General features: G+C 64.2%; 18 protein-coding genes and 1 pseudogene. 11 read left to right on the plus strand and 8 right to left on the minus strand.

What is annotated here, in order from left to right; genetic code table 11:
* Positions 1 to 4: 4 nt before the first annotated feature.
* Together ACVJGD_RS43765 and ACVJGD_RS43770 are read right to left on the minus strand one after the other, a co-directional pair.
* A complete protein-coding gene (locus ACVJGD_RS43765; RefSeq protein WP_456639881.1) occupies positions 5 to 775 on the minus strand; it encodes an ABC transporter permease in 771 nt (256 codons plus the stop codon).
* A gap of 83 nt (positions 776 to 858) precedes the next feature.
* Positions 859 to 1,506: a TetR/AcrR family transcriptional regulator gene (locus tag ACVJGD_RS43770; RefSeq protein ID WP_456639882.1), complete on the minus strand. Its 648-nt coding sequence runs from the start codon at positions 1,504 to 1,506 to the stop codon at positions 859 to 861.
* 99 nt (positions 1,507 to 1,605) lie between these two features.
* Between ACVJGD_RS43770 and ACVJGD_RS43775 the strand changes: the two genes are divergently transcribed.
* Positions 1,606 to 2,622: an ABC transporter substrate-binding protein gene (locus ACVJGD_RS43775; protein ID WP_456639883.1), complete on the plus strand. Its 1,017-nt coding sequence runs from the start codon at positions 1,606 to 1,608 to the stop codon at positions 2,620 to 2,622.
* A 94-nt stretch (positions 2,623 to 2,716) separates the two neighbouring features.
* Entirely contained in the window at positions 2,717 to 4,651 is a 1,935-nt protein-coding gene (locus tag ACVJGD_RS43780; RefSeq protein WP_456639884.1) for an alkyl/aryl-sulfatase, read from the plus strand.
* A 433-nt stretch (positions 4,652 to 5,084) separates the two neighbouring features.
* Here ACVJGD_RS43780 and ACVJGD_RS43785 read toward each other — a convergent pair whose 3' ends face one another.
* Both ACVJGD_RS43785 and ACVJGD_RS43790 read right to left on the minus strand, forming a co-directional pair.
* Positions 5,085 to 6,260, minus strand: coding sequence for an IS110 family RNA-guided transposase (locus ACVJGD_RS43785; protein WP_456632918.1), 1,176 nt, complete (start codon positions 6,258 to 6,260; stop codon positions 5,085 to 5,087).
* 101 nt (positions 6,261 to 6,361) lie between these two features.
* On the minus strand, positions 6,362 to 7,432 hold the full coding sequence (locus ACVJGD_RS43790; RefSeq protein ID WP_456639885.1) for a glycosyltransferase family 4 protein: 1,071 nt from the start codon (positions 7,430 to 7,432) through the stop codon (positions 6,362 to 6,364).
* A 310-nt stretch (positions 7,433 to 7,742) separates the two neighbouring features.
* Between ACVJGD_RS43790 and ACVJGD_RS43795 the strand changes: the two genes are divergently transcribed.
* The 4 genes and pseudogenes from ACVJGD_RS43795 (at position 7,743) to ACVJGD_RS43810 (ending at position 13,642) form a co-directional block, all read left to right on the plus strand.
* Positions 7,743 to 9,506: an ABC transporter ATP-binding protein gene (locus tag ACVJGD_RS43795; RefSeq protein ID WP_456639886.1), complete on the plus strand. Its 1,764-nt coding sequence runs from the start codon at positions 7,743 to 7,745 to the stop codon at positions 9,504 to 9,506.
* 62 nt (positions 9,507 to 9,568) lie between these two features.
* Positions 9,569 to 11,771: pseudogene (locus tag ACVJGD_RS43800) on the plus strand (amylo-alpha-1,6-glucosidase).
* A gap of 64 nt (positions 11,772 to 11,835) precedes the next feature.
* Positions 11,836 to 12,297, plus strand: a complete 462-nt coding sequence (locus ACVJGD_RS43805; RefSeq protein WP_456639887.1) for a PRC-barrel domain-containing protein — start codon at positions 11,836 to 11,838, stop codon at positions 12,295 to 12,297.
* Positions 12,287 to 13,642 carry an MFS transporter gene (locus ACVJGD_RS43810; protein WP_456639888.1) on the plus strand — a complete coding sequence of 452 codons (1,356 nt, stop codon included), beginning with the start codon at positions 12,287 to 12,289 and terminating at the stop codon, positions 13,640 to 13,642. Before ACVJGD_RS43805 ends, ACVJGD_RS43810 begins: the two co-directional genes overlap by 11 nt.
* On the opposite strand, the gene ACVJGD_RS43815 is transcribed toward ACVJGD_RS43810, so the two are convergent.
* Together ACVJGD_RS43815 and ACVJGD_RS43820 are read right to left on the minus strand one after the other, a co-directional pair.
* Complete coding sequence (locus tag ACVJGD_RS43815) at positions 13,596 to 14,822, minus strand: MFS transporter (RefSeq protein ID WP_456639889.1); 1,227 nt, start codon at positions 14,820 to 14,822, stop codon at positions 13,596 to 13,598. The two genes, ACVJGD_RS43810 and ACVJGD_RS43815, sit on opposite strands and share 47 nt — an antisense overlap.
* Before the next feature lie 102 nt (positions 14,823 to 14,924).
* Complete coding sequence (locus ACVJGD_RS43820) at positions 14,925 to 15,344, minus strand: cupin domain-containing protein (protein WP_456640577.1); 420 nt, start codon at positions 15,342 to 15,344, stop codon at positions 14,925 to 14,927.
* Positions 15,345 to 15,661: 317 nt separating this feature from the next.
* Between ACVJGD_RS43820 and ACVJGD_RS43825 the strand changes: the two genes are divergently transcribed.
* Complete coding sequence (locus ACVJGD_RS43825) at positions 15,662 to 15,946, plus strand: hypothetical protein (protein ID WP_456639890.1); 285 nt, start codon at positions 15,662 to 15,664, stop codon at positions 15,944 to 15,946.
* Between the two features lie 82 nt (positions 15,947 to 16,028).
* Positions 16,029 to 16,745, plus strand: coding sequence for a peroxiredoxin-like family protein (locus ACVJGD_RS43830; RefSeq protein ID WP_456639891.1), 717 nt, complete (start codon positions 16,029 to 16,031; stop codon positions 16,743 to 16,745).
* Positions 16,746 to 16,766: 21 nt separating this feature from the next.
* Here the strand turns inward: ACVJGD_RS43830 and ACVJGD_RS43835 are convergent, their stop codons facing one another.
* Positions 16,767 to 17,669 carry a LysR family transcriptional regulator gene (locus ACVJGD_RS43835; RefSeq protein ID WP_456639892.1) on the minus strand — a complete coding sequence of 301 codons (903 nt, stop codon included), beginning with the start codon at positions 17,667 to 17,669 and terminating at the stop codon, positions 16,767 to 16,769.
* A gap of 235 nt (positions 17,670 to 17,904) precedes the next feature.
* Between ACVJGD_RS43835 and ACVJGD_RS43840 the strand changes: the two genes are divergently transcribed.
* Positions 17,905 to 19,056, plus strand: a complete 1,152-nt coding sequence (locus tag ACVJGD_RS43840) for a patatin-like phospholipase family protein (protein WP_456639893.1) — start codon at positions 17,905 to 17,907, stop codon at positions 19,054 to 19,056.
* Between the two features lie 6 nt (positions 19,057 to 19,062).
* On the opposite strand, the gene glgA is transcribed toward ACVJGD_RS43840, so the two are convergent.
* Entirely contained in the window at positions 19,063 to 20,493 is a 1,431-nt protein-coding gene (glgA, locus tag ACVJGD_RS43845; protein WP_456639894.1) for a glycogen synthase GlgA, read from the minus strand.
* 274 nt (positions 20,494 to 20,767) lie between these two features.
* Between glgA and ACVJGD_RS43850 the strand changes: the two genes are divergently transcribed.
* Both ACVJGD_RS43850 and ACVJGD_RS43855 read left to right on the plus strand, forming a co-directional pair.
* A complete protein-coding gene (locus tag ACVJGD_RS43850; RefSeq protein WP_456639895.1) occupies positions 20,768 to 21,949 on the plus strand; it encodes a CaiB/BaiF CoA transferase family protein in 1,182 nt (393 codons plus the stop codon).
* A gap of 248 nt (positions 21,950 to 22,197) precedes the next feature.
* Positions 22,198 to 23,268 carry an alcohol dehydrogenase gene (locus tag ACVJGD_RS43855; RefSeq protein WP_456639896.1) on the plus strand — a complete coding sequence of 357 codons (1,071 nt, stop codon included), beginning with the start codon at positions 22,198 to 22,200 and terminating at the stop codon, positions 23,266 to 23,268.
* The last annotated feature ends 2 nt before the right edge of the window (positions 23,269 to 23,270 follow it).

Consider the following 23,270-nt stretch of genomic DNA (forward strand, 5'->3'; position numbering starts at 1 on the left):
TTTCTTATTGCAGCCTGATGTCGGAGACCACGAACAGCCGTTCAAGGCCGAGCACCAGGCCGTAAAGCGCGACCCCAAGCAGCGTCAGCAGCACGACCGCCATCACCATGGCCGGCGTGTCGAGCGAGGACTGTACCTGGATCATGAGGTAGCCGAGCCCGCGCTCGGAGGCGATGAACTCGCCGACGATGGCGCCGGCGACCGCGAGGATAGCGCCGACCTTCATGCCCGAAAACACGTAAGGCAGCGATCCCGGCAACTGGATCTTCCGGAACAGCGTCCAGCGCGAGCCGCGCAGCGATTTGACGAGGTCGAGCAGGTCGGGCTCGACCTCGCGCAGGCCGCGTGCGGTCGTCAGCAGGATCGGAAAGAAGCAGATGCTGAAGGCGATCAGGATGTTCGGAACGATGCCGTAGGAGAACCACACGATGATCAGCGGTCCCATTGCCACTTTCGGGATCATGTTCAGCGTCACGAACAGCGGCAGCAGCAACAGGCTCACCAGCGGCGACCAACTGAAGATGACGGCGAGCGCAACGCCGACCAGCGCGCCGAGGCAGAAACCGCCGAGGATCTCGGCGGCTGTGACGAGCAGGTTCGACAGCCAGGCATATTTGGCCGAGCTGAGCGTGGCGACGGTCGCGAGCGGCGAGGGCAGGATGAATTTCGGTACCTGGAAGGCGTCGACCAGCACCTGCCAGAGCACGATCACGGCAAGATGCACGATCAGGATGATCGCGATGGACCGCGTGGATCGCCCGCTGTCACCGAACACCAATTGCTCCTTCGAAACACGGCCGTCCGGCCGCCTGCCATCAGCCTAGCCCGGCTACATCAATCTTTCAACCATCTGGTTGATTACAGCCGGAGCGACTGCATCACCAGGTCGGTCACGTGCCGTCGCCGGGCCCGCCGCGCTGCCGTGCTCGACAGGTCTTTGCCGAAAATCGCCGACAGCGTCGGCGTGTTGGAAAAGAAGAAGTAGCTGAGCGCCGCGATCGAGATATACAGGTGCACCGGATCGATGCCGCGCCGGAACACGCCGGCGCGCACGCCTTCATTCAGGATCTTCGAGACCATGCTGACGAGCGGCGAGTGCATGGCCTCCAGCCGGCGGGAGCCACGGACGTGCCGGGCGCCGCCGCGGTTCTCGTCATTGAGGAGCACGATGAAGTCGGGATGGGCGGCGAGGTGATCGAACGACGCTTCGATCAGCTTCTTGATCGCCTGTTCGGGCGGCAGTCCCTCCAGGTTGAGCTTGCGCTCCTGCTCGCGGATCTCCTCATAGACCCATTCGAGCACGGCGAGGTAGAGCGCGTCCTTGTCGCCGAAATAATGGTAGACAAGCTGCTTGTTGACGCCGGCTCTGGCCGCGATCTCGTCGACCCTGGCGCCGGCAAGCCCGTTCTGCGCGAATTCGCGCCGCGCCGCGGTTAGGAGTTTCCGTTGCGTGGCGACCGGATCGCGCCGCTGCGGCTTTGTGTCGTCGGATCGTCTCTTCAGCATTTTCAACCAAACAGTTGACAATTACGTCGGTGCCTTGTTGCATTGGTAACGTCACAAACGAGGTGCGACAAGGCCGGGTTGCAGACAGGGAGAATTGCGATGAAGGGTTTGAGGCTTGCAGCCCTGGCTCTAGGCTTGGCTTTTGCGCCAGTCGCATCAGTTGCGCCGGCGCGCGCCGCCGAATCCGTCAATCTGATCCTGAACTGGACGCCGACAGCGGATCACTCGCCGTTCTATTACGCCAAGGCGCAAGGCTGGTACGAGAAGGCCGGCATCGACCTCACGATCGAGACCGGCAAGGGCTCCGGCGTCTCATCGCTGAAGGTCGGCTCCGGCGGCTCACCGTTCGGCATCGCCGACCTCGCGACCATGCTGGTGGCAAAGAGCAAGGGCGCCGACGTGGTGGCACTGATGAGCATCTATGCCAATACCGGGCAGACCTTCTATTGGCTGAAGAGCTACGGCGTGAACGGGGTGAAGGATTTCCCCGGCCACAAGATCGGCAATCCGCCGGGCGACGCCTCGCGCGTGATGTGGCCGGCTTTCGCCAAGGCAGCCGGGATCGCGCCTGATGCCGTCAATTTCGTCAATGTCGGCCCGACCGCGAAGATCGCGGCGCTGAAGAGCCATACCGTCGACATCATCAGCGATTTCTACAACGAGCACGATCTCAAGGTGATCGAGTTCGGCGCCGATCTCGGCTACCTCAACTGGAAGGATATCGGGCTCAATCCTTACGGCAACTCGCTGATCGTCAACGGCGCGTTCCTTCAGAAGAATCCGAAACTGGCCGAGGAATTCGTGCGCGTCACCCAGAAGGCCTACGCCGCCTGCGTCGCCGACGTTGCGCCCTGCCTGAAGGCGCTGCTCGACCAGGTCTCCGGCCTCGACCGGGAGAACCAGGAACGGCAGTGGGAGCGCATCAAGTTCCTGATGACCGACGAGTTCACCACGACCAAGGCGCTGGGCTGGATCGATGCCGAGCGGATGAAGAAGGATTACGACCTGGTGCACACCTATCTCGGCATGGAAAAGCCGTTCGACGTGAGCACGGCGTTCTCGACCAGGATGCTGGATACCGGCATCAAGATGGATGCGAGCAAGGTGAAGAAGTAGCGCAGCCGACAAAACGCATTTGACGCCTGAAGCCACAGGCTCATAAATCCCTCTCTGCAGCCGGACCGAACGGCCAGGCAGGGAGGGACCAGACATGACCGAGACAATTGCCGGCGAAGCTCCCAAGGATGCATCGCCCTCCGTGGTCGCACAGCATGCGGCGATGCTGGATACGTTGCCATTCCACGACACGGCCGATTTCGACGACGCGGCGCGCGGCTTCCTCGGCACCATCGACAACGCGCATATCGCCACGGCGCAGGGCAGGGTGGTCTGGAGCCTCGAACCCTACGGATTCCTCACCGCGCAGGACGCCCCGCCCACCGTCAATCCCAGCCTGTGGCGGCAGTCGCGATTGAATATGCATCATGGCCTGTTCGAGGTGGTGCCCGGGGTCTACCAGGTGCGCGGGCTCGATATCGCCAACATGACGCTGATCGAAGGCGACCGCGGCGTCATCGTGGTTGACACGCTGACCTCGATCGAGGGCGCGCGAGCCGCGATGGAGCTTTATTTCAGGCATCGCGGCAAGCGTCCGGTCGCGGCCGTGATCTTCACCCATACCCACACCGATCATTGGGGCGGCGCCCGCGGGGTGCTTGATGACGAGACATTGTCGAGCAGGCAGGTCCCGATCATCGCGCCGGACATGTTCATGGAGCACGCGGTCTCCGAGAACATCATCGCTGGACCCGCGATGCTGCGGCGCGCGCAATATCAGTTCGGGCCCTTCCTGGCGAAGGGCGCGCGTGGACAGGTCGATTGCGGCCTCGGCAAGTCGATGGCGGCCGGATCGGTCGTGCTGTTGCGGCCGACCGACCTGATCCTCGCCACTGGCGACAGGCGCATGATCGACGGTGTCGAATTCGAATTCCAGATGGCGCCGAACAGCGAGGCGCCGGCCGAGATGCATTTCTACCTGCCGCGCTACAAGCTCCTGAATCTTGCGGAGAACTGCACCCATAATTTCCACAATCTCCTGCCGTTCCGCGGCGCGGATGTGCGCGATGCGCTGGCGTGGTCGAAATATCTCGGCGAGGCGCTCAAGATGTGGGGCGGCAAGGCGGAGGCGATGTGCGGGCAGCATCATTGGCCGGTGCGGGGGCGAGAACGGATCGACACCATGATCCGCCAGCAGCGCGATCTCTACAAGTTCGCGCATGACCAGACCATCCGCCTGATGAACCATGGGCTCACCGCAAGCGAAATCGCGGAGACCATTCGTCTGCCGAAAAGCCTGGAAGGCGCCTGGCACGGGCGCGGCTATTACGGCCACATCAGGCACAATGTGAAGGCGATCTACCAGAAATATCTCGGCTGGTACGACGCCAACCCGGTCCATCTCGATCCGCTGCCGCCGGTCGAATCGGGAAAGAAATATGTCGAGTATATGGGCGGCGCGGATGCGATCCTGCAACGGGCGCGGAAAGACTTCGCCAACGGCGAATTCCGTTTCGTCGCGCAGGCGGTAAGCCATCTGGTGTTCGCCGAGCCGGACAATCAGGCGGCCCGCGCGCTGCTCGCCGATACGTTCGAGCAACTCGGCTATGCCGCGGAAAGCGCGACCTGGCGGAACAGCTATCTGTTCGGGGCGCAGGAGTTGCGGCAGGGCATGCCGAAGGCGCCGGCGCGGCCGGCGATGCCGCGCGAAACGCTCGCCGCGCTCCGCACCGGGCAGCTCTGGGACGTGCTCGGCATCCGCCTCAACGGCCCCAAGGCCGAGGGCAAGCGCATCGTCCTGAACTGGAAATTCACCGACACCCACGAGACCTTCGTTCTCAACCTGGAGAATTGCGCGCTGACCTACGTCGCCGACGCGCAAGCCGAGGACGTCGATGCCAGCTTCACGCTGGCGCGCAGCACGCTCGATGCAGTCATCGCCAAATTGACGACGTTTCCGGAAGCGGTCGCCAGCGGCAAGATCACAGTCAGCGGCAACGCGATGCGGCTCAACGAGCTGATGACGCTGATGGACGAGTTTCCGCGGATGTTCGAGATCGTCGAGCCGAAGCGAACAGCGGTGAGTTGAGGAGACGGCGTCGCGTAGGGTGGGCAAAGGCGCCTTGGCGCCGTGCCCACCACCAAGTGTACGCCCGCAAGGGTGGGCACGCTGCGCTTTGCCCACCCTCATATGGGGCTTTGTGAGTCAAGGCTCTTGAACCGGTGCGGGTTGGGTTTTTGCAGTGAGAGGGCGGCGCGCGGAGCCATGCGTAGCGCAGCGCGACGACCGGGCCCCGGGCGAGGATTGGCTTCCGAAGATTTCTGCAGCTCACTGCATCACCTCATATCCGGTCGGATCGGCTGATCCGTACCCACATTCCGCATGCTTGCGGCGAGGAAGCCAAGAGGATGAGACCCATCTACAAAGCGGCCTGGTTGGGCCCCTGGGTGGCACGGTCATCATCCATCCTGTACGGGGCGCGCGGCGCGGAGCCGCCTCGCCCTGGTGGCGTGGTCCGGTGCTAGGCCTTCATCACGGCCTGCTCCGGAACAAGGCCGGTGGTGAGATAGCGCCACAGCGCCACGATCAGCTTGCGCGCCAGCGCGACGATGGCGATGCGCTTGGCGCGCTTGCCGGCGTTTTCGGTGCGGGTGCGGAACCAGCGGCTGAGCGCGCTGTCCGGCTGATGGCGCAGCCAGAGCCAGGCCAGTTCGATCGTCTTGTGGCGGGCGCGCCGGTTGCCGGCCTTGCTGATCCCCTGCTCGCGATCGATGCTGCCGCTTTGCCAGGGACTGGGCGCCAATCCGCAATAGCTGGCGACCTCGCGCCGGTTGCGGAAGTCCTTGTAGAACACCTCGTTCACCAGCGTCGCGGCAAACGCCGGGCCGAGCGCCTTGAGCTGCTGCAACTGATCCCGTCGCTTCGCCATCGGCGCCGGCGCCGCGGCGGCTTCCGCCGCGACTTCTGCCGCGACTTCTGTAGCGACTTGGGCCTGCTCCAGCGCCTTGAGCTGGTCGCGCACCAGCATCAGCCGGGCATGCTCGCGCTTCACTTCGGCCAGAAGCTGCGGCGGCAGCGGCTGCCCTTGCCAGTCCCGCTGCTGCTCCAGCCAGGCGAGCCAGGTCCGTCGTCGCAAGGTGCCGGCCGCCATGCCCAACAGGCGCAGCAGCGCCTTGATCCGGTTGGTGTGCCCCGTCTGCTCCTTCACCAGTCGTTCGCGTTCGCGGCTGGCGCGCCGGGCGTCCTCCTCGGCCACGCTCGGCACCCGGACGATCCGCACCACCCGCGGCTCGCCTCGCAAATGAGCCATCAAGGTGCGCAGCAGAAGCTCGCCATCGATCCGGTCTGTCTTCGCCCGCCGCGCCCGTTGCTCCACCGCGATGCTCGCCGGGTCGAAGATGAAGTTGGTGATCCCAGCCGCCGCGAGCAGCCGGTGCAGCCAGAAGCCGTCATAGCCAGCCTCGTAGCAGCTCACCACCCGCGGCGCCGCTCCAAGCTTCGCAGTCGCCCGGGCCTTGACCTGCTCGATCAGCGCCAGCAGCCCGGCGTGATCGCCGCCTTCCAGCTTGTGGCGCGATATCCGGTCCCGATCCGGACTGTGCAGCGTCACCAGCCACGTCTTCTGACTCAGTTCGATCGCAACGAAAATCGTGCCACAATGCCCGGCGGTGGGCGTGTTCTTGGTCAATGCTTGCATCAGACTCTCCGATGGTTCGAGTGTGGAAACCCAAACCTACCGGAAAGGGCGCGCTCACCGCCCCATGGAATCTACGGCGCTACGGCACCGTACGCCGCCACTTACTCCGCGCTTGCCACCAGCCTGACACGCGGCGAGGCCGCTTCCATCAGGTCGCGATAGGCGTTGAGATAGTCGAGCGCCATGCGGCGCGCGGTGAAGCGGGCCTCGAACCGCTGGCGGATCGTGCGCCGGCTGAGCGCGGGAAGCCGGCCGACCGCGCCGACCGCGCTGGTCTCATCCTCGACGATGAAGCCGGTCAGGCCGTCCTCGATGATTTCAGACACCGAGCCGCGGTTGTACGCGATAACAGGCGTGCCGCAGGCCATGGCCTCGATCATCACCAGCCCGAACGGCTCCGGCCAGTCGATCGGCAGCAACAGCGCGATGGCGCCGCTCAGGAACTCCGGCTTCTCGCGGTCGCTGATTTCACCGATGAACTCGACCAGCGAATTCCCGTCGATCAGCGGGCGGATGCACGCGTCGTAATATTCCTGGTCGGCGCGGTCGACCTTTGCCGCCATCTTCAAGGGAATGCCGCAACGCATCGCAATCTTGATGGCACGGTCGACGGCCTTTTCCGGCGCGATGCGGCCGAGCACTGCGAGATAGGACGGGGTGACCGCCTGCGGCGCCAGCAGGTTCTCGGGCAGGCCGTGATGGATCGTCTTCACCCAATTCGCCTGCGGCACCGGACGGCGCTGCGCGTTGGAGATCGAGATCACCGGCACTTCCGGGAACGTGTCGAACACCGGCTGGTGCTCGGGAAGATCCAGCCGACCGTGCAGGGTGGTTACAAAGGGCGTCGGCTGCCGCTGGAACAGCGACCACGGATAATAATCCAGATGGAAGTGGAGGAAATCGAACTCCTCCTGATCGCATTTCTGTCTGACGCGTTCGAGCAACACCATGTGCAGCGCATTGGGATCGCGAACCGATCCATCCAGGCGCAATGCTTTCGGCCACATCGCCTCCAGCTTGCCCGAGGTCTGTGAGTCCCCGCTGGCGAACAGGGTGACGTCGTGGCCTAACATGACCAGTTCTTCGGTCAGCCAGTGCACGACCCGTTCCGTGCCGCCATAGAGCTTCGGGGGAACAGCCTCCGTCAGCGGCGCAACCTGCGCGATGCGCATGTTTTAGTCTCCTCTGTGTGATGTGGGATAATCAAGCCCAACCCCATTTGTCCGGCACCGGCATGCCGTAACGGGAACGTTCCCGCACGTGCGAAGTTCCTTTGGTGTGCGGGTCGTTCTTTCTTCCTTCACAGTGTGGTCTTGCTGATGCCATCTGCCGCGAACAAATTTTCGCAACTATCGGTGCTGCAGAATTGTTGCGCAGTGATGGCTTCGCGATACGAAACATCGATCACCGCCCCTCACGGAATCGTGTGCGGGACGGTGCCCTAAGAAATTCACCTTACTGCTCAACAGGTTTGCAGGCGTCATGGACAATCTTTCAGGATATGCGCACCGCCCCTTTCCCTTCGTGCTGCGCTATCTGCGGCGGCGGCCCGCATCACACGTCGTAATATTGGCTTGCGTTCTCGGCGCGGTCGGCTGCTCGGTGGGCACGCAGTACGGCGTGAAGAACCTCGTGGACAGCCTGTCGGGCGGTCCAGCCAAGGCCGGCGGCGTATGGCTGGCATTCGTTCTGCTCATGTCCCTGATCGCGGCCGATAATTTTCTCTGGCGGATCGCAAGCTGGATCGCGAGCTACGCGTTCGTCGGCGTCACCGGCGACCTCCGGCGCGACCTGTTCCGCCACCTCACCGGCCACGCGCCGAGCTATTTCAGCGATCGCCTGCCGGGCATGTTGACCAGCCGGATCACGGCCACCTCGAACGCGGTCTACACGGTCGAGAACATGTTCGTCTGGAATGTGCTGCCGCCATGCGTCGCGACCTTCGCGGCGATCGCGTTGATCGGGACCGTGAGCCTGACGATGTCGGCGGTGCTGGTCGTCATTGCGGGAACCATGGTGTTCGGGATGTTCCGGATGGCGGCCGCGGGCCGGCCGCTACACGACGATTTTGCCAACAAGGCCGCCGCCGTGGATGGCGAGATGGTTGACGTCATCAACAACATGCCGCTGGTGCGGGCGTTCTGCGGATTGAGCTTCGAGCACGCCCGGTTCGATACGACCGTGAACCGGGAACTGACCGCCCGGGGCCGCAGCCTGCGCTATCTCGAAAAGCTGCGCCTCACCCATGCGGCGGTAACGGTGGTCCTCACCATCTGCATGCTGGCCTGGGCGATCAACCTTTGGCAGCAGGGCGCCGCCACGACCGGCGACGTGGTCCTGGTCTGCACGCTCGGGATCTGCATCCTGAGCGCGACGCGCGATCTGGCCGTGGCGCTGGTCGATGCCACCCAGCACGTCGCCCGCCTGATGGAGGCGCTCGCGACGCTGCTGGTGCCGCACGAATTGAAGGATCACCCGGAGGCCGAGCCGCTGATCAAGAGCGGTGCCGCGATCGCCTTCAACAACATCTCGTTCCAGTATCCGGGCGGCATGCAGGTGTTCGACAAGTTCAACCTGCGCATCCAGCCCGGCCAACGGGTCGGCCTGGTCGGGCAATCCGGCGGCGGCAAGTCGACGCTGTTCACACTGCTGCAGCGCTTCTACGACGTGCAGCGCGGCAGCATCACCATCGACGGCCAGGATATCTCGCGGGTCACGCAGCAGAGCCTGCGCGAGGCGATCTCGGTGGTGCCGCAGGACATCTCGCTGTTCCACCGTTCGATCCTGGAAAACATCCGATACGGACGCCCGAACGCCACCGACGACGAGGTACTGCGGGCGGCGATCGCGGCGCGTTGCGACTTCATCGAGAATTTGCCCGAGGGAATGGACACCATCGTCGGCGATCGCGGCGTCAAGGTGTCGGGCGGCCAGCGCCAGCGCATCGCGATCGCTCGCGCCTTCTTGAAGGACGCGCCGATCCTTCTGCTCGATGAGGCGACTGCGTCGCTTGACAGCGAGTCCGAAGAGGCCATACGTGAAGCCCTGTCGCGCTTGATGCGCGGGCGGACCGTGGTGGCGATCGCCCATCGCCTGGCCACGCTGCGCAGCTTCGACCGCGTGGTCGTGCTGCAGGGCGGCCGCATCGTCGAGGACGGGCCGCCCGATATCCTGGTGCAGGGCAGGGGGCCGTACCGCGAACTGGTCGCGCGCGAAATGGGCCGCCTCGCCACCCAGGCTGCCTGATTCCACGGAAGTTGCGTATAATCATCGTCCATCGCAACCCGAGAGAAGCGCTCGAGGTCTAAATGGCAGCGGAGATCGTCACGCAAATTTCGACCACGCGCGTCATCGAGAAAATCGCGGAATCCCCCTTCTACATCCCGATGACGGGTCCCGCCGCAAGGCCGCGGCGGTCGCTAAAACATGACGATACGTTCATCGTGCTCGACAGCCATGGCGACATCGGCGCTTCCGCCGGCGGGCCCGACGGCCTGTTCAACGCCGATACGCGCTATCTCGCGCGACTGGAAATGGTGCTCGACGACGTGCAGCCGCTGTTGCTCGGCTCGAACATGCGCGACGACAATTCGTCGCTGACCGTCGATCTCACCAATTCCGACGTTTATCGCAATGGCCGGCTGGTGCTGCAGAAGGACACGCTGCACATCGTGCGCTCGATCTTCCTGTGGCGCGGCACCGCCTATCAGCGCATCGGCCTGCAAAATCACGGCGACCATCCGGCGAGCTTCGATCTCACCTTGCTGTTCGACAATGATTTTGCCGATCTGTTCGAGGTGCGCGGCGAGCGCCGGCCGCGGCGCGGCACCGGCTCGAGCAGGTTGCTCGGCCCGACGGATGTCGTGCTCGAATACGGCGGACTGGATGGCCAGGTACGGATCACGGCGCTGCATTTCGATCCGAAGCCGACGCGGCTGTCGGTCAATGCCGCGACCTATCATTTCGACTTGGCGCCCAAGGCGGTCACCTCGCTGTTCATCGCGGTGTCCTGCAACAAGCCTATCATGCACAAGCCGGTGCCGTTCTTTCGCGGGCTGCTCGCGCATCGCCGCGAGATGCGGCGCTCGACAGCAGGTGCCGGGACCATCGAGACCTCCAACAACATCTTCAACGAGGTGCTGTGCCAGGCGATGGCCGACCTCAACATGCTGATGACGGAGACGCCGCAGGGCCGTTATCCCTATGCCGGTATCCCCTGGTACTCGACGACCTTCGGCCGCGATGGATTGATCACCGCCTTGCAGATGCTGTGGATCGATCCGCGCATCGCGCAAGGCGTGTTGAAGCGGCTTGCGTTCTTCCAGGCCAAGAGCGTCGATCCACTTGCCGATGCCGAGCCCGGCAAGATCCTGCACGAGATGCGCGGCGGCGAGATGGCGGCGCTGCGCGAGGTGCCGTTCGCGCAATATTACGGCAGCGTCGACTCGACACCGCTGTTCGTGCTGCTCGCCGGGCATTATTTCGAGCGCACCGGCGACGAAGCGACGCTTGCGGAACTCTGGCCTGCGATCGAGGCAGCGCTGCAATGGATCGACGGCCCCGGCGATCCTGATCGCGATGGTTTCATCGAATATCAGCGCGCGACCGAGCAGGGCCTCGCCAACCAGGGCTGGAAGGATTCCTTTGACGCCATCTTCCATGCCGACGGCAGGCTGGCGGAGGGCTACATCGCGCTCTGCGAAGTCCAGGGCTATGTGTTCGCGGCCAAGCGGCTGCTTGCCAGGGTGGCGCGCCGGCTCGGCTATGCCGATCGGGCTTCCAGGCTCGACACGGAGGCCGAAACGCTGCGCCAGCGCTTCGAGGAGGCGTTCTGGTGCGAGGAACTCGGCACCTATGCGCTGGCGCTCGACGGCAAGAAGGAACCGTGCCGGGTGCGGACCTCGAATGCCGGCCAGCTCCTGTTCACCGGCATCGTCCGGGAGGACCGCGCGCGGCTGGTCGCAGCCGAGCTGATGAGCCAGAGCTTCTTTTCGGGCTGGGGCATCCGCACGGTTGGCAAGAACGAGGTCCGTTACAACCCGATGTCCTATCATGACGGCTCGATCTGGCCGCACGACAATGCGCTGATCGCGCTCGGCTTTGCCCGCTACGGGCTGAAACACGCGGTGGCGCATCTGTTCAAGGGCCTGTTCGACGCCGCAAGCTACATGGATTTGCGGCGGCTGCCCGAATTGTTCTGTGGGTTCCAGCGCGAACGGCGGCGCGGACCGTGTGCTCTATCCGGTAGCCTGCGCGCCACAGGCTTGGGCGAGCGCGACCCCCTTTACGCTGGTGGAGGCGGCGCTGGGGCTCGAATTCGACGCCGCGCGCGGCGAGATCAGGCTGCGCGATCCGCGCTTGCCTGAATTCCTGAATGAGGCGATCCTGCGGGACCTGCAGCTCGGCGCCTCGAGTGTCGATCTGAGAGTCCGCCGCCATGATGGCGAAGTGTCGCTCGAAGTGTTGCGTACACGCGGTCAAATCCAGGTGTCGATCGTGCTGACGCATTGAATGTCGGCCGGAATGTTTAGCTTTATTCCTGGTTTGGAGGCCCCCGATGTGGGCGAGCATGGTGATGACAATTGTTGCTGCGGCCTTTGCCGCTATTGCGGCCGCACAAGCGGCCGATGATCCGGCGGCACCGCCGCCGACCAAACCGCCGGCTGCGCAAAAGGAACCGGCGCCTCCACCTTCGGTGACGGTGATCGGCGCCAGGGATGCGCATGGCATCCTCGGGCGCGACGTGCGCAGCGCTGCCAATGAGGACATGGGACGGATCGTGGACGTGATCGTCGATCGCGAAGGCACCGTGCGCGCCGCCGTGATCGACTTCGGCGGCTTCCTCGGTGTCGGCAGCCGCAAGATCGTCGTTGACTGGAACGCACTGCATTTCGGCAAGGTCGCCAACAAGAGCGACAGCATCACGCTGGAACTGAACAAGGAGCAGGTGAGCGCGGCGCCGGAATACAAGGAGGATACGCCCCTCATCGTGCTCGGCGCCGCCGGCAGTTTGCGTCCATGGCAATATGACCATTAAAGTCGGAGATACATTGATCGCTCGTCCCTCCTCTCTGCCGGACAGGATTGGCGGCGATCGCAGGCGGTCGACGGCGGACGATCACGGTGCGCCACTGGTGCCCGAGTTGCCGGCACCAGACCCGTCGCGGCAACCTTCACCCCAGAGCCAGCGCGGTCTGGACTGGTTCATCTTCTTCCTGGCCGATGTGCAGACCGGGTTCGGCCCGTTCGTGGCGGTCTACCTGACCACGCAGAAATGGACCCAGGTCGAGATCGGCTTCGTGCTGTCGATCGGCGGCATCATCGCATTGCTGGGGCAGATGCCCGGCGGCGCTATCGTCGATGCGGCACGCTCCGAACGATTTGTCGCCGGGGCCGCGGTCGCGACCATCGGCTGCGCCGCCCTGGCTTATGCGGTGTGGCCGATCTTCCCGGTCGTGGTGACGGCGGCGACCCTGCACGCGCTCGCAAGCTGCGTGCTCGGGCCGGCGATTGCAGCGATTAGTCTCGGTCTGGTTGGGCCATACGCGATCGGCGAGCGGCTCGGGCGCAATGCCCGTTTTGCCTCGCTCGGCAACGGTTCGGCGGCGGCGCTGATGGGCGCTGCCGGTTACCTGATCTCGAGCCGCTCGGTGTTCCTGGTCACCTTCATGCTGGCGATACCGACCCTGATCGCGCTGTCGCGGATCCGCGACAAGGAGATCGACGTCGCACAGGCGCATGGCGCCATCGTCCGCGAGGTCCCCGACAAGAAGGCGACAAGCGTGCTCGCCTTGTGCAGCAAGCGGCCGCTGTTGATCTTCGCTTTCAGTGTGCTCCTGTTCCAGCTCGCCAATGCGGCGATGTTGCCGCTGATGGCGGGCGTGGTGACGATGCGCTCCAGCCAATGGGCGCCGGTCCTGATCGCGGCGTGCATCATTGTGCCGCAGGCGATCGTGGCGCTGGCCTCGCCCTCGGTCGGACGCAAGGCGCAGGCCTGGGGCCGGCGGCCGCTGCTCCTGCTCGCCTTTGGCGCGCTCGTGATCCGCGGCGTGCTGTTTGCAACCGTGCGCGATCCCTATCTGCTGGTGGCCGTGCAGATCTTCGACGGCATTACCGCGGCGGTGTTCAGCGTCATGGTGCCGCTCATCGTGGCCGACGTCGCCTTCGGCAGCGGCCATTTCAACCTGGCGCAGGGCATCGTCGGCACCGCGACCGGGATCGGCGCATCGCTGAGCACGGTGCTCGCCGGCTATGTGAGCGACAAGTTCGGCAGCAATATTGCGTTCCTTGGCCTTGCGGGTATCGCCGCCCTCGGCCTTCTGCTGATCTTCTCGATCATGCCGGAGACCCGGCGAGTGGCGAGGGCGCCAGACGCACGGTGAGCCCCGTAGCCACGGCGAGCGATGCGGCGATGCCGGCTACACAGGCCGGCCACCCCAATCGGTCGAACAATTGGCCGAGCACGGCGCTGCCGACGAGGCCGCCAAGGAAATAGCAGGCCAGATAGACCCCGCTGGCGACGCCGCGGTTTCCGTTGGCCGCCCGGCCGACGAAGCCGGTCGCGCAGGCCTGTGCAAAGAAGGTTCCGACGCCGACCAGGATCATGCCGCTCAGCACGAGCCAAAGACGCGACGACAGCAGGAGCGGCAGGCCGATCCCGGCAACCGCAAGCGCTGCCCAGATCGCCGGCCGCGTGCCGAAGCGCGCGATCGCCGTTCCCGCAAATAGCGTCGTCACGATCGACGGAAGGAAGACCAGATAGACCAGGCCGAGGTCCATGCGACCGAGCGACAACGGCGGGCGCACGAGGACGAAATTGACGAAAGTGAAGGTGCCGATGAAGGCGAACAGGATGCAGAATCCGAGTGCGAAGGCGGCACGTAGCGAGGGGTTGCGCCAATGCTCGATCGTCGCTTGCAGCGGCGAGATCGTCGTCTTCATCTCGTGCATTGGCTTCGCTCGGGCGACGGTGAAATAAACCAGAACTGCGCCTGCGACATTGAGCAGCGCAAAGAAGCAGAAATTCGGGGCCAATCCGAATGTATCGGCAATCGCGGCGGACATGAGCCGGCCCACCAGATTGCTCGCGACATTCCCGGTGACATAGGCCGCAAACGCGCCCGCTGCATCGGTCGCGCTACACCGTTCGCCGAGATAGGCCAGTGTCAGCGTGAACGCCGAGGCCATGCACAGGCCCTGCGCGATGCGGAGCGCCGTGAAGGTGGTGAGATCGGGAGCAACGGCGAGCAGGGCGGTAGGCACCGCGAGCAGGAGGAGACTTGTCAGAATGCCTCGCCGCCGGTCGATGTGCGGGCTCAGCATGCCGATCACAAGGCCTGCGACGGCCATGCCGAGCGTGCTCGCATTGACCGCAACGCCCATCGCGGCTGGAGATACGTTGTAGTGGCGGGTGAGCGAGGGCAGGATCGCCTGGGTTGCGAACAGATCCACGACCGTCAGGAACGCGGTCATGCCGATGACGAGCGATCGCAGCGCCATGCCTGGCGAGCGGTCATGTATCTCCATCGTCTCGGCTTCGATGTGTGCGGTCAGGTCGGTCATGGCGATATTCTCGAAAGAAGGGAGGATGTGACGCCTGGGCGTGTGGGCGGCACGAGGAATCCAGGACGTCACATCCGGTGACGAGGCTGGGGCTGGCGCTCGTCACATATTGTGGTCGTGCGGATCCTTCCTGATGTCGCCGACATAGAGGATGACGGTCTCGTTGCCGAGATTCTTCCACCAGTGCGACGTGCCGGACACTTCGGGGCGGATGTCGCCGGCCTTGTGTACGATCGGCTCGGCGCAATTGCTGGCATATTCGACGATCTCGCCCTGCTGCACGAAGATCAGCGCCGGGCGGTCGTCATGGCTGTGCCAGGGCACGATGCCGCCGGGCTCGATTGTCAGCTTGCGGAAGCGCAGTTCGCGATCCCTGATATGGGCCGGCTGCTTTTCGAGGTTGATCGAGCCGAGGGTGACGTCGCTGACGCCGACCGCCTTGGCGTCGACCTTCTCGCGGACATCGGGTTTCATCTTGTCGGCCGGACACTCGCCGGCGCGCGCGGCTGAGGTTGAGGCCATCGATCCGGCGATGGCGGCGGCGACCGCGAGGCGGCGCCAGGGCAGGCGTGCATGGATGCCGGACATGTCGTGATCTCCCTTTTGCTTCGGCGGCGGATATGCCGGCCGGCTATGGCGTCACCTTCGTCGAAGGATCGCGTCGGATGAAATGCCGGCTGGCTCTCGACTCGATAGCGCCGCGCTATGAACCGTTGTCAGGTTACGATGCTTGGCGGCTATCGAACCCATTGGCCAACGGCATTTCTAGTTTCGAAGGTTCGAGCCCTTGATGGGGCAGGCGCCCGGTTGTCGGGCGTCCCATCCAGCGAGAGGATCCCATGAGCAAACCAGTCAAGACCGTCATCGTCGCCGCGGCGTTCGCCGTGATTGCCACTTCGGCGCTTTCGCAGGTGGCCTGGGAGTTCAACCCCGGCATGGCCTACATGTACGCCGGTCCCGGGAAGATGACCGCGATGGCCATGGCACCGGGCGAAAAGAACCACCAGGCGATGATGAAGCACGCCACCAGGGTGCCCAACAACACCATCCTTTTCATGGATGGCGGCCAGCTTTATTCGGTTTCGGGCACGCTCGATCCGACCGGCAATTTCTATCGACCCTGAGGCCCGGCCGGCGAGGCCGCCCCTTGCGGGCGGCCGATCGCCGCAAATAATATCGAACTCGATTGATCGGTCGGAGCCAGAGATGACCCAGCTTTCGCCTGCCGACGCCGAACGCCTCAGGGACGCGTTTCAGTGCTGCCGCGACATGGATGGTACGCTTGGCGAGCAGTTGGAGGCGTATGCTGCGGCCGGTCGCGAGATCTTTCCTGCCTATAGCGAGGCCGTCGACCGTCTGGTCGCGCGGCTTCGCGAGAATGGCGGCGGCGAGAATGCGCCGCGACCGGGCGATATGATGCCGCTCTTCGTGCTTCCGGACGAGGCCGGCCGGTTGGTCAGTCTGGAATCATTGACCGCAGAAGGGCCCGTGGTGGTGATGTTCTATCGCGGGCACTGGTGCCCTTATTGCAGGTTGAGCGTCAATGCGGTGGTGCAGGCTCAGGACCGGATCAAGGCGCTGGGAGCTCAGGTCGTGGCGATCATGCCCGAGACGCAGAGATACGCCGAACAATTCAAATCGGACTCTGGCGCGCGATTTCCCGTGCTGACCGATCTCGACAACGGCTACGCATTGTCGCTGAATCTTGCGGTCTGGCTGGGCGCCGAAATCCAGCGGCTGTTGTCCTATCTCGACCTGTCCGGCTTTCACGGCAATGACGGCTGGGTGCTGCCGATCCCGGCGACCTTCGTGGTCGGCCGCGATGGAATCGTGAAGGCGCGCTTCATCGATCCCGATTTCCGCAGGCGGATGCAGATCGAAGATCTCATTGCCGCTGTGAAAAGCGCGGACGAGCCGCGCTAGCCGTGGAAGCAAAGATGAGGCCTAGGCGATCGCCGTGCGGCCCAGGACATGCTGCCAGTCGGCGCCACGGAGCATCCGCATGACGGTGGAAGCGACGGCGGTGCGCTGGCGTCCCGCGACGCCATAAAGATTCACGGTACGTCGGGAGTCCAGTCCATCGAGCGCGGTGCGTTTGAGGGTATCCGGAATTGCGCTCGTATGAGGGATCACCGCAATCCCGATATCGGCCTCCAGCAATTCGATCAGGTCGCGTTCTGAGGAGATCTCGTGGCTGCGATCGACCGCGATACCGCGCTCGCGCAGCGATCGCGCCAGCCGCTCGGAATGCTCGCAATAATTCCGGGAAAGCAGTTGCTCGGATCTGATGTCGTCGAAGCCGATGCTGTCGCGGTTGGCCAGCGGATGATGTCTGCTCATGACCAGATAGAAGTCTTCCGTGAACAGCGGCCAGGTGTCCAGCCGGTCCCAATCGTCGCCGAGTTCCGCGGCGAGGCCGAGCTCGGCTTCGCCTCTCTTCAGGTATTCGCCGACCTCGTGGCTGCTGCCGCGCAGGAAGCGAAACTCCAGCCGGTTGAACTGCCGCTTGATCTGGTCGAGATGCGGAATCAGGAGCGACAGGTCGATCGCATGGGTCAGCGCGATCCGCAATGCGCCGATCTCGCCGCTCTTGAAGGACGATGCCAGCATTCGCGCGCCTGCGGCCGCGTCATAGCATTGCAGCAACAGCGGATGCATGCGCTGGCCGAGCTCGGTCAATTGCGCCGCCGGCCGCTCGCGCCGGAACAGGTCGCCGCCGAGCTCGCCTTCGAGCTGCTTGATGGCGCGCGTCAGCGAAGGTTGCGTGACATTGCATTCCTCGGCGGCGCGCGTGAAGTTCAACAGCCGCGCGACTGCGAGGAAATACCTGACCTGATGCATCTCCATGATCGTACTGCCCTGGCCGATCCGGGGTGAAGGTTAGCGGAAACTCGCTGGCAATAACACCAGAACCGCGATAGCGCCCGCCTATGGTTTCGGAAGCAAACGGGTATTTCCGATATTCGCCTGCGGGGCAGATTATGCCGGCACTCACTGTGCGCCAGCGGCTGGACGTCACACCGAAACGTGATCGTAACGGATCTCCGGCACGGGCGAACATCAGAGGTGGAGGCAGTGTGACATGAGCAACGCAAAGGACAGGAATTCTCCCCTAGGCCTTGATGCCGGGCCGGGCCAGGTCGTGCTGGTGCTGCAGGGGGGCGGGGCGCTCGGCTCCTATCAGGCTGGGGTCTATCAGGCGCTGCATGAAGCCGGCATTGAGCCGGACTGGATCATCGGCACGTCGATCGGCGCGATCAATGCGAGCCTGATCGCGGGCAACTCGCCGCAGAACCGGATGCCGCGCCTGCGCGAATTCTGGAAGAAAATGGAGCAGTCGCCGGTCTGGAGCTTTCGCGATATCTTTCCCGGCTTCAACGAAAAGCTGTCGTACTGGTCGACCGTGACCAATGGCATTCCCGGCTTCTTCCGGCCGAACCCCTTGGCTCATGCCGGCGATTCCTTTCCGCTCGGCGCCGACAAGGCCGGATACTATTCGACCGCGCCGCTGGAGCGGACCCTTGCCGAACTCGTCGACTTTGATCTCGTCAATCGTTGCTCGCCGCGGCTGACGATCGGCGCCGCCCATGTCCGCACCAGCCAGATGCGCTATTTCGACAGCCGCGATGTCAGGCTCGGAGTCGGGCACATCATGGCCTCCGGCGCGCTGCCGCCGGCCTTTCCCGCTATCCGCATCGATGGTGAACTCTATTGGGACGGCGGAATATTGTCGAACACGCCGACGGAAGCCGTATTCGACGACAATCCGCGCAAGAGCTCGCTGATCTTCGCGGTGCACCTTTGGAATCCGCACGGTGCGGAGCCGACCACGATGGCGGAGGTGCTCAACCGTCACAAGGACGTGCAATATTCCAGCCGGATCTTGAGCCACATTGCGCGCCAGCAGCAGGCGCACCGGCTGCGCCACGTCATCAACGAGCTGGTCGCCAGGTTGCCGGAAGCCGACCGCAATAGCGAGGCGGTGCGCGAATTGGCTGGCTACGGTTGTCCGACCCGGATGCATGTGGTCAGGCTGCTCGCGCCGCAGCTCGATTGCGAGACCCACACCAAGGACATAGATTTCAGTCCGTCCGGCATCATGAAACGCTGGGATGCCGGCTACACGCACACCAAGGCGGTGCTGCAGCGCGCCCCCTGGATCGGTGAATTCGATCCGCTGTCGGGTGTCATCCTGCACGAACAGATGGAGATCATGCCGCAGGCGGCGGAGTGACGCCGGTCAGCCGCTGACGACCTGTGGCAACGCCAGCTTGCGATAAAGTGCGTTGTACAGGGCGGCCGAGATGCTCCAACTGAAGCTCCGCGACATTGCGCTGCGGCGCATGGTATCGAGCCGGTCCTTGGCGACGAACGCCTCGAATGCCCGGCGTACGCCGCCGAGGAAGGATTCCGCCGACGGCTGCGGGAACAGAAATCCGGTCTCGCCGTCCTTGATGGTCTCGGCCAGCCCGCCGGTCTGGTGACCGATCGGCAGCGAGCCGAAACGCTGCGCATACATCTGGCTCAGGCCACAGGGCTCGAAGCGCGACGGCATCAGCGTGAAATCGCTGCCGGCGAAGATCCGTCGCGCCTGGGCGTCGTTGAAGCCGATCGCGACCCCGATCGCGTCCGGCCGCCGCCGGTGCGCCTCCACCAGCGCCTGCTCGATCCCGGGCTCGCCGGAGCCGGTGACGACGATTTGCCCGCCGGCCGCGACGATCTCGTCGGCCGCAGACAGCACGAGGTCGACGCCCTTCTGGTGGACCAGGCGGGCGACCACGCCGAACATCGGTCCGCGGGAGACGGCGAGGCCGAACTGCTTGCGGACGTAATCCGCGTTCGCCTGCTTGCCGACCCAGTCGCCGGCGCCGAACTGCTGCGCAAGCTTGGCGTCGAAACGCGGGTCCCAGCTCTCGTCGATCCCGTTGAGGATGCCGGTGAGCTGCGCGGCATTGGAGCGGATGCGGAGCAGGCCCTCGAGCCCGCAGCCGAGCTCTACGGTCGTGATCTCCTTGGCGTAGGTCGCGCTGACGGTCGTCAGGTGCGAGGCATAGACGATGCCGCCCTTGAGGAAGGACAGCTTGTCGTAGAATTCGAGCCCGTCGATGTGGAATGAGTTTTCCGGCGCGCCAATCCGCCGCAACGACTCCTTCGGGAAGAGTCCCTGATAGGCGAGGTTGTGGATGGTCAGGATCGAGGGGATGCGTGCGCCGCGCCAGGCCAGATAGGCCGGCGCCAGTGCGGCCTGCCAGTCATTGGCATGGATGAGGTCGGCTGCCCAATTCTTGTCCAGACTGCCTGCGGCGAGTTCTGCCGCGGCGGACGCGAAGCGCCCGAAGCGGATGTCATTGTCCGGCCAGTCGCGTCCCGTCTCGTCGCCGTAAGGGTTGCCCGGACGGTCGTAGAGCTCCGGGCACAGCACGACGTAAACCGGCATGCCGTCGCGGGTGGAAGCGCGGCCGAGGGTGCAGGCTGGCATCTCCGCAAGCGGCGCGCATTTGCCAACAATTTCAATATGAGTGAGTTGTTCGACCACGTCCCGATATCCGGGGAGCATGATCCGTACATCGCTCCAGGGACGCAGGGCTCGGGGAAGGGCGGCGGAAACAGCGGCAAGGCCGCCGACGCGGACGAAATCGTCCATTTCAGTTGTGACGAATAAGACCCTCAAAAAAGCGCCTCGCTCCAACCCTGTAAACAACTATGCAAAAATGGGTCCAATTTGCCTTTGACCAAAATCAAAGGGCCCCGCCCAGTCCGGTCTGGATCAGACGCTTCCCTGTAGAAGCTGCTCCGCTGGCGCGGGATGACTTTTCTTCGAACGTCATCCCGCTCCACCTTCTTGTTTAAGCACGATCCTTTCGGAAAACCGGTTTCCACTTTTCCGGATCATGCTCTAGGTTCACGCCGCGCCGACAAGAGGTACGACTGAGGGAGCTTTGCGAATGACGATAGTCGAGAACGATGAGGGCCATTTGACAAAGAGCCTTGACGGCCTTCGTGTGCTTGACTTTTCGACCACGATCGCCGGGCCTCATTGCACGCGCATGCTTGCCGACCTCGGAGCGGAAGTCATCAAAATCGAGCCTGCCGAAGGCGAGATGATGCGTACCCGCCCACCGGTGCGCAATCATTGCTCGACCGCGTTCGGCCAGCTCAATGTCGGCAAGAAAAGTCTGACGCTCGACCTGAAGTCGGCGGAAGGGGCGGAAGTGGTCCGCCGGCTTGTCGGGAGCGCCGACATCCTGGTCGAGAATTTCCGCCCGGGGGTGATGCGGCGGTTGAAGCTCGATTATGCCAGCCTGCGCGAGCTCAACCCGCGGCTGATCTATTGCTCGATCTCCGGCTATGGCCAGACCGGGCCGTCGGCCGGCTTGCCGGCCTATGCTCCGGTCATTCACGCCGCCTCCGGCTACGACATGGCGCATCTCGCCTATCAGGCCGGGCGGAGCAGGCCCGACTATTGCGGCATCTACATTGCCGACGTGCTGAGCGGCGTCTATGCGTTCGGCGCGATCGGAGCGGCGCTGCATCAGCGGCACCGGAGCGGCGAGGGCCAACACATCGACGTCTCCATGCTTGAAGCGATGCTGAGCCTGACCTTGAATGAGGTGCAGTGGGCGCAGTTCAAGGTGCAGCCGACGCAGCGGCCAATGTTCGGCCCCGTCGAGACCTCCGACGGCTACGTCATGGTCGCGATCGCCAGCGAGAAGACGTTTCAGAGCCTGATGCAGGTGATCGGCCGTCCCCAATGGGTGAGCGATCCACGATTTGCCAAATATTCCGACCGCCGGGAAAACTGGGCGAGCTTGATGGAGGGCGTCGAGGATTGGTCACGCCGGGTGACGACGGAACAATGCCTCGCCGCGCTCAATGAGGAGGGCGTGCCCTCTTCCGCCTATCGCACGGTCGCGCAGGCGCTGGCCGATCCGCAGCTCGCGCATCGCGGCGCCCTGGCCGAGGTCGAGGACGGCGGCGGGACCTTCAAGGTCGTCAACCTGCCGTTCCGGATGTCCGGGGCAAAGGTTGCGGCCGCCAGGCGCGTCTCGACGCTCGGCGAGCACAGCCGCGCCTATCTCAAGGAAGCGGGCCTGTCCGAAGCCGAGATCGCCACATTCGCAGGCTAGCAGATGATGCGCATTTGAGCCGGGCCGCGCGTTCACTCACCTCTCCCGCTTGCGGGGGAGGTCGGCGCGAAGCGCCGGGTGGGGGCTCTCTCCACACGATCGGACAGCGCGAATCATGGAGACACCCCCACCCCAGCCCTGCCGCAGGCGGGAGAGGGAGCGCAGCATCCATCGCAACGCCATGGTTTGTCTCGCGTCGGCAGACGTGGCAATGTTGCCGCAACAACGAAAATGTCGGGAGAACAACGATGAAGAGTTTCCAGGTTGCCGAGTTCAACGCCCCCTTGAAGGAAGTCGACCAGCCGACGCCGGAGCCGACCGGGACGCAGGTACTGATCAAGGTGAAGGCGGCCGGCATCTGCCACAGCGATCTGCATATCTGGGAAGGCGGCTACGACCTCGGCCACGGGCGCAAGCCGCTGTCGCTGAAGGATCGCGGCGTCTCGCTGCCGCGCACGATGGGGCATGAAACCGTCGGCGAGGTGCTGGCGTTCGGGCCGGACGTGAAGCCGGGCGACACCGGCGGCCTCAAGGCCGGCGACGTCGCGCTGGTCTATCCCTGGCTCGGCTGCGGCAAATGCCCGACCTGCCTTGCTGGCGACGAGAACATGTGTGCGGTCAAGCCGAACTCGCTCGGCGTCTATTGCGACGGCGGCTATGCCGACCACATGCTGGTGCCGCATCCAAAGTATCTTCTGACCCTGAAAGGGCTCGATCCCGTCACCGCCGCGCCCTATGCCTGCTCGGGCGTGACCACCTACAGCGCGCTGAAGAAGGTCGAATACGCTTTCGATTCGCCGATCGTGATCATCGGCGCCGGCGGCCTCGGCCTGATGGCGCTGTCGCTGTTGAAGGCGATGGGCGGCAAGGGCGCGATCGTTGTCGACATCGATGCCCGCAAGCGCGAGGCGGCGGAAGCCGCCGGCGCGCTCGGCACCGTTGACGGCAAGGCGCCTGATGCGCTGGAGCAATTGGCGAAAAAGACGGGCGGGCCGATCCGCGCGGTGATCGACCTCGTCGGTACCGCCCAGACCACGCAACTCGGCTTCGACTGCCTCGCCAAGGGCGGCAAGCTCGTGATCGTCGGCCTGTTCGGCGGCGGCGCGACCTTCCCGCTGCCGCTGATCCCGATCAAGGCGATCACGATCCAGGGCAGCTATGTCGGCAACCTCCGCGAGACGCAGGAATTGCTCGACCTGGTCCGGACCAAGAAGATCGCGCCGATCCCGGTCACGCCAGTGCCGCTCGCCAAGGCCTATGACTCCCTGCTCGAACTGCAGAAGGGCAAGCTGGTTGGCCGCGCCGTGCTGACGCCGTAAAC

It is taken from the genome of Bradyrhizobium sp. USDA 10063, from assembly GCF_054063735.1.

Bases quoted from the DNA above. Each gene is read 5' to 3' on its own strand.
- ACVJGD_RS43775 (WP_456639883.1), top strand. From the start codon at position 1,606: ATGAAGGGTTTGAGGCTTGCAGCCCTGGCTCTAGGCTTGGCTTTTGCG.
- ACVJGD_RS43785 (WP_456632918.1), bottom strand. From the start codon at position 6,260: ATGCAAGCATTGACCAAGAACACGCCCACCGCCGGGCATTGTGGCACG.
- ACVJGD_RS43830 (WP_456639891.1), top strand. From the start codon at position 16,029: ATGACCCAGCTTTCGCCTGCCGACGCCGAACGCCTCAGGGACGCGTTT.
- ACVJGD_RS43840 (WP_456639893.1), top strand. From the start codon at position 17,905: ATGAGCAACGCAAAGGACAGGAATTCTCCCCTAGGCCTTGATGCCGGG.
- ACVJGD_RS43835 (WP_456639892.1), bottom strand. From the start codon at position 17,669: ATGGAGATGCATCAGGTCAGGTATTTCCTCGCAGTCGCGCGGCTGTTG.
- ACVJGD_RS43795 (WP_456639886.1), top strand. From the start codon at position 7,743: ATGGACAATCTTTCAGGATATGCGCACCGCCCCTTTCCCTTCGTGCTG.
- ACVJGD_RS43805 (WP_456639887.1), top strand. From the start codon at position 11,836: ATGACAATTGTTGCTGCGGCCTTTGCCGCTATTGCGGCCGCACAAGCG.
- ACVJGD_RS43815 (WP_456639889.1), bottom strand. From the start codon at position 14,822: ATGACCGACCTGACCGCACACATCGAAGCCGAGACGATGGAGATACAT.
- ACVJGD_RS43820 (WP_456640577.1), bottom strand. From the start codon at position 15,344: ATGGCCTCAACCTCAGCCGCGCGCGCCGGCGAGTGTCCGGCCGACAAG.
- ACVJGD_RS43790 (WP_456639885.1), bottom strand. From the start codon at position 7,432: ATGCGCATCGCGCAGGTTGCGCCGCTGACGGAGGCTGTTCCCCCGAAG.
- ACVJGD_RS43770 (WP_456639882.1), bottom strand. From the start codon at position 1,506: ATGCTGAAGAGACGATCCGACGACACAAAGCCGCAGCGGCGCGATCCG.
- ACVJGD_RS43825 (WP_456639890.1), top strand. From the start codon at position 15,662: ATGAGCAAACCAGTCAAGACCGTCATCGTCGCCGCGGCGTTCGCCGTG.
- ACVJGD_RS43850 (WP_456639895.1), top strand. From the start codon at position 20,768: ATGACGATAGTCGAGAACGATGAGGGCCATTTGACAAAGAGCCTTGAC.
- ACVJGD_RS43780 (WP_456639884.1), top strand. From the start codon at position 2,717: ATGACCGAGACAATTGCCGGCGAAGCTCCCAAGGATGCATCGCCCTCC.
- ACVJGD_RS43855 (WP_456639896.1), top strand. From the start codon at position 22,198: ATGAAGAGTTTCCAGGTTGCCGAGTTCAACGCCCCCTTGAAGGAAGTC.
- ACVJGD_RS43810 (WP_456639888.1), top strand. From the start codon at position 12,287: ATGACCATTAAAGTCGGAGATACATTGATCGCTCGTCCCTCCTCTCTG.